At 68.0% G+C, this 4,655-nt stretch carries 5 protein-coding genes; 3 read left to right on the top strand and 2 right to left on the bottom strand.

Annotated features, from left to right (window positions below; translation table 11 throughout):
- Positions 1–160: 160 nt before the first annotated feature.
- Positions 161–640 (bottom strand): hypothetical protein, encoded by a 480-nt coding sequence (locus tag AB1609_16010; GenBank protein MEW6047956.1) that lies wholly within the window; start codon positions 638–640, stop codon positions 161–163.
- A 705-nt stretch (positions 641–1,345) separates the two neighbouring features.
- Between AB1609_16010 and AB1609_16005 the strand changes: the two genes are divergently transcribed.
- Genes AB1609_16005 through AB1609_15995 form a run of 3 tightly spaced genes read left to right on the top strand, consistent with a single transcriptional unit; the run spans position 1,346 to position 4,200 of the window.
- Positions 1,346–1,624 carry a hypothetical protein gene (locus tag AB1609_16005; protein ID MEW6047955.1) on the top strand — a complete coding sequence of 93 codons (279 nt, stop codon included), beginning with the start codon at positions 1,346–1,348 and terminating at the stop codon, positions 1,622–1,624.
- A 55-nt stretch (positions 1,625–1,679) separates the two neighbouring features.
- Positions 1,680–2,876, top strand: coding sequence for a glutamate 5-kinase (gene proB / locus AB1609_16000; GenBank protein ID MEW6047954.1), 1,197 nt, complete (start codon positions 1,680–1,682; stop codon positions 2,874–2,876).
- Entirely contained in the window at positions 2,863–4,200 is a 1,338-nt protein-coding gene (locus AB1609_15995; GenBank protein MEW6047953.1) for a glutamate-5-semialdehyde dehydrogenase, read from the top strand. Before proB ends, AB1609_15995 begins: the two co-directional genes overlap by 14 nt.
- 259 nt (positions 4,201–4,459) lie before the next feature.
- On the opposite strand, the gene AB1609_15990 is transcribed toward AB1609_15995, so the two are convergent.
- The coding region (locus tag AB1609_15990) for a methyl-accepting chemotaxis protein (protein MEW6047952.1) at positions 4,460–4,655 on the bottom strand (196 nt) is incomplete at its 5' end.

Raw genomic sequence — 4,655 nt, 5'->3', positions numbered from 1 at the left:
CCCGGTGGCGTGCGCGTCCCCTTTCCAACCCTCAACGGGGTCAGGATGGATCCCACGGGATGCATCCTTGTCCTTTCAAACCCCTGATCAAACCCCAGCCTTAACCGGAAACCGAGCAGTCTCCTAGGGCCCGCAACGGTTGAATGCGAGGGCGCTCCCGCTACTGGAGTTCCAGCGTCCAGTTGAGTAACTGTAAACGCCGCGATACATCGGCTCTGGCATCGATGAGCCGCTCCAGCTCCTCGATTAGCCTCGGCACATCGGGTGCTTCGGCGATCTCGTCCTGGTAGAGCCGAATGTAGCTCTTGGCCTCACCGAACACTTTGGCCTCGTCAACGTCGAGCTGTTTCGCCTCGCGAAGAAGCTCGGCCGCGCACGGGTCCCCGGAAGACCAGTTGGTCTTCTGGATCCGAGTTTCAAGACGCCGGATCGCGTCCTCGAGCTGATTGCGGCGACGGCGCAGCTCGTTGACGTCGATGCCTGGATAGAGCACCTCGACGACGGTGTCCGTGGTGCGGCGCTCGCGAGCGAGCCAGCCGCGGTCGCGCCGGGTCTGCGAGGCGGCCTCGATGAGACCGTTGTACATGTCTCGAGTGCGCTTGAGGCGCCGCAGTTCAATGAGCGCTTCGGCGACCTTCACCGCAGTCATCTCTCCTCCTCAAGGGCCGTGGCGGACGGCCGCCGGCCCGGTTTAGACGAGTCACCCGGCTGGGGCGAGAAGGCGCGGACACACGGAGAGTCTACCAGCGCAACTCTGGAAGTGTCAATGGGTATTTTGAAGATACCCATAAGTCTTCGCCCGCGGCGCCGCGATGTGGGCGGGACGCCGGGTTCCCAGAATTCTTCGGCGACCATCGAAATCCGGATGGTGGCTCCGGAGGGTCTGAAGGCGACATCCGCGCCGTCCCGAGGCCGCTTTCTCTGCGACGGCTGAGCCCAAAGGAAATCGCCCCTATAGGGACGGGGCCGTTCCGGCTGGTGCCGTTCGGCGCCGACACGGCGGTGCTGGAGAGATTCCCCAACTACTGGCCTCGTGGCGCGCTCGATGCCCTGCGCCACGTGCGTCTGTAAGCGTTGGCTCGACGCCCCGCCTGTTAAACGAACCGGTAGGAGGACGCCGACCAGTGGATAGGAGTCCAGCGCAATGCGGCTGGCTCGATACCACGGTATTCGTTCACGTGTTATTCGAGAACGATCCCCATCGCGAGCGGTGCAAGGAGATCCTCGAGGACCTGGAGAACGGCCGCGCCGAGGGTTGGATCGACCCGCTCGTTGTACACGAACCTATGTCCTACCACGCTGCCAGCCGAAGTTCCGGGAGCGACGGGAAACTCTTGCCTGCCTCATGCACTTCCTGCTGCTGGACAATGTCCACGCTGAGAACAAGGCGGCCCTGACGGAGACGTTGCAGGAATGGGCCAAGGGCGAAACGGGCTTCGCGGATGCCCGGCTGCGCGTCCTTGCGAGAGCCCATGGGATGCCGGTGTGTACCGTCAACGCGGGCGATTTCCCCGGCGTGAGGAACTCCTTCACCCGCGGCCCGGCCAATGGCCAACATCCGACGCGGACGGAGCAGGCGCCGGGTACTGAACGCCAAAGCCACGAGGGCTCCGTCACGGGCTGAGCGCTGGGGCCGTGAAGGAGTGGCCTTTGCCCGAAACGAACGAATGGCGCAACCCATGAACGACTGCTCGATGTCGCTTACGGACGGACGGGCGGCGTGGTTTGCTTCCCAGGCCCGCCGTATCGTCGTCAAATTGGGAAGCAGCACGGTCTCCGGCGGGCGAGGCCAGGTGCGGGCCGAACTGCTCGGACCGCTGTGCGAGAGCCTGGTCGCGGTGATGGAAGGCTCACCCCGCCGCCAGGCGATCCTGGTGAGTTCGGGCGCCATCGCCATGGGCTGGCCGCGCCTGGGGCTCAAGCGGCGGCCTTCCACCATGCCGGACAAACAAGCCGCGGCCGCGGTGGGCCAGGGGCTGCTGATGGCCTATTACGAACAGCAGTTCATGCGGCTGGGGCGGCCTGCAGCCCAGGTGCTCCTGACGGCCGAAGACCTGCGTGATCGCCAGCGCTTCAACCATGCCCGCCGCACCATGGAGGCGCTCCTGGCGCGGGGGGCCGTGCCCGTGGTCAACGAAAACGACACCGTCGCCGTCGACGAAATCAGGGTCGGCGACAACGACCGGCTGGCCGCCATGGTAGCGGTGCTGGTGGAGGCGCAGCTCCTGATCCTGCTCTCGGACGTGGACGGCCTGTACACGGCCGACCCCCGGCGAGACTCATCGGCGCGCCCCATCCCCCTGGTGCGCGAACCGGGCGATCCGGTCCTGGCCGGCGCCATCGGGCAGGCGGGGCCCATGGGGACGGGGGGCATGCGCACCAAGGTCGAAGCGGCGCGCATGGCCGCCGAAAACGGCATCCCCACGCTCATTGCCCGTGCCGCGCCGGACGCCATCGCCCGGATCTTTGCCGGCGAGCCATGTGGCACGCTTTTCTTGCCGGCTGCGCGGGGCCTTCGCGGCAAGAAGCGCTGGCTTGCATTCTATCCCGCCGATGCCGGCGCGCTGATCATCGATCAGGGGGCCGCCCTGGCCCTGACACAGCAGGGACGCAGCCTGCTGGCCAGCGGGGTGGTGGACGTGCTCGGGGACTTCCGGGCAGGTAGTGTGGTACGGCTGGTCACGCCGGGGGGCCAGGAGGTCGGGCGCGGGGTCGTGAGCTTCGGCGCCGGAGAACTTCGCCGGGTGAAAGGCATGCGCAGCGACGAACTCGCCGCCCTGCTCGGATACTCCCGGACCTCCTGGGAGGTGGTCCACAGGGACAACCTCGTGCTCACCACGCCCGCCCCGGAGGTGGGGCGGCATGAAGGGGCTTGAAGAGGGGAAGACGACGAGGATGGAAGCGTCGACGGCGCGCACGATCCAGCAGACTCACCCGGCCGGTGACCCGGTCGCGCTCGTTCGGGAGCTGGCCACCCGGGCGCGCCAGGCCGCGCGCCGGCTGGCGCAGCTCTCCAGCACGGCGAGAAACCAGGCGCTGCTTGCCATGGCGGCGGCCCTTCGTGAGCATTCCGGGGTCATCCTTCAGGCCAACGCCGAGGATATGGCCCGGGCCAGGGCAGACCAGTTGAGCAAGGCGCTGCTGGACCGGCTCTACCTCGACGAGCGGCGCATCGAACGCATGGCCAGGGGCCTGGAACAGGTGGCCTCCCTGGAAGACCCGCTGGCGCAGGCGGTGCGGGCGTGGCGGCGGCCGAACGGGCTGGAGATTACCCAGATCCGGGTGCCCCTCGGCGTGGTGGGGGTCATCTACGAGGCCCGCCCCGACGTGACCGCTGACGCCTCGGGCCTGTGCATCAAGTCGGGCAACGCCGTCATCCTGCGAGGGGGGTCCGAGGCGCTGGCCACCAACCTCGCCATCGCCCGGGTGTTGGCCGAGGCGGCCACGGCCACGGGGATCCCGGAGGGGGCCATCGCGGCGCTACCCACCGCCGACAGGGCAGCGGCCGTGGCCATGATGCAATCGAGAGGGCTCTTGGACCTCCTCATTCCCCGTGGCGACGCCGAACTCATCCGCACCGTCGTGGAGCAGGCCCGCGTGCCGGTCATCGAGACCGGCGTCGGCAACTGCCACATCTACCTGGACGCATCGGCCCCCTACGACATGGCGGAGGCCATCGTACTCAATGCTAAAGTTCAGCGGCCGTCGGTGTGCAACGCGGTGGAGACGCTTCTGGTCCACGAGCGCTTCGCCCGATCGCACCTGACCTCACTGGCTCGCCGCCTCGTCGACCACGGCGTCCAAGTCCGGGGCTGCCCCCGCACCCGCCAGTACGTGCCCGAGGCGGTAGAGGCCACCGAGGCTGACTGGGAGACGGAGTACCTGGACCTCATCCTGGCGGTGCGGGTGGTCGATAGCCTGGACGAAGCCATCGACCACATTGCCCGCTACAGCACGGGGCATTCGGAAGCCATCGTGACGGCGGACATGGCCGCCGCCCGGCGGTTCGTGCGGGAGGTCGACGCCGCTGCGGTCTACGTCAACGCCTCGACGCGGTTCACCGACGGCGGCGAGTTCGGCTTCGGGGCGGAGATCGGCATCAGCACCCAGAAGCTGCACGCCAGGGGGCCCATGGGGCTGGAGGCGCTGACCACCACTCGCTACGTCGTGGTGGGAGACGGCCAAGTGCGGACGGCGTAAGCGGACCTCACATCGGCCTGATGGGGGTACCTCCGACGCCATCCACTTGTGGCCACCCGGTAACCGCTGATCGACCTGCCAGAGCTGCTTGTAGCCGCAGGCCAGGTCCTCGGCGGGCAGGAAGTCGGGGTGGCTTGACAGCGGTGCGGCTGAGGGCCGTGCGCGCGGGAAGGCCGGCGGGCTGCGGCGGGCGCTACGCTGGCCATCGCCCCCTGGGCGGGGGCGCGGTGGCCACCTCCCCGTGTCCGGCGGCTAAGCGTCATACCTTGAACTGTGCAACCATCTGCTGCAACTGCTGAGCCATACGGGCGAGCATCTGGGAGGAGTTGGACACCTCCGTCACCGCGGCGTTCATCTGCTGCGCCGAAGCGCTCACCTCCGCCGCCGAGGAGGCCGTCTCCCCCGCGGCCCCCGAGATGCTTTCGATCAGCGCCGCCACCCGCTGGGCGACCTCC

It is taken from the genome of Bacillota bacterium, assembly GCA_040754675.1.
Lineage (GTDB): Bacteria > Bacillota > Limnochordia > Limnochordales > Geochordaceae > Geochorda.
Note: the sequence above shows the minus strand (reverse complement) of the source record. Positions and strands in the feature narration are given on the sequence as shown.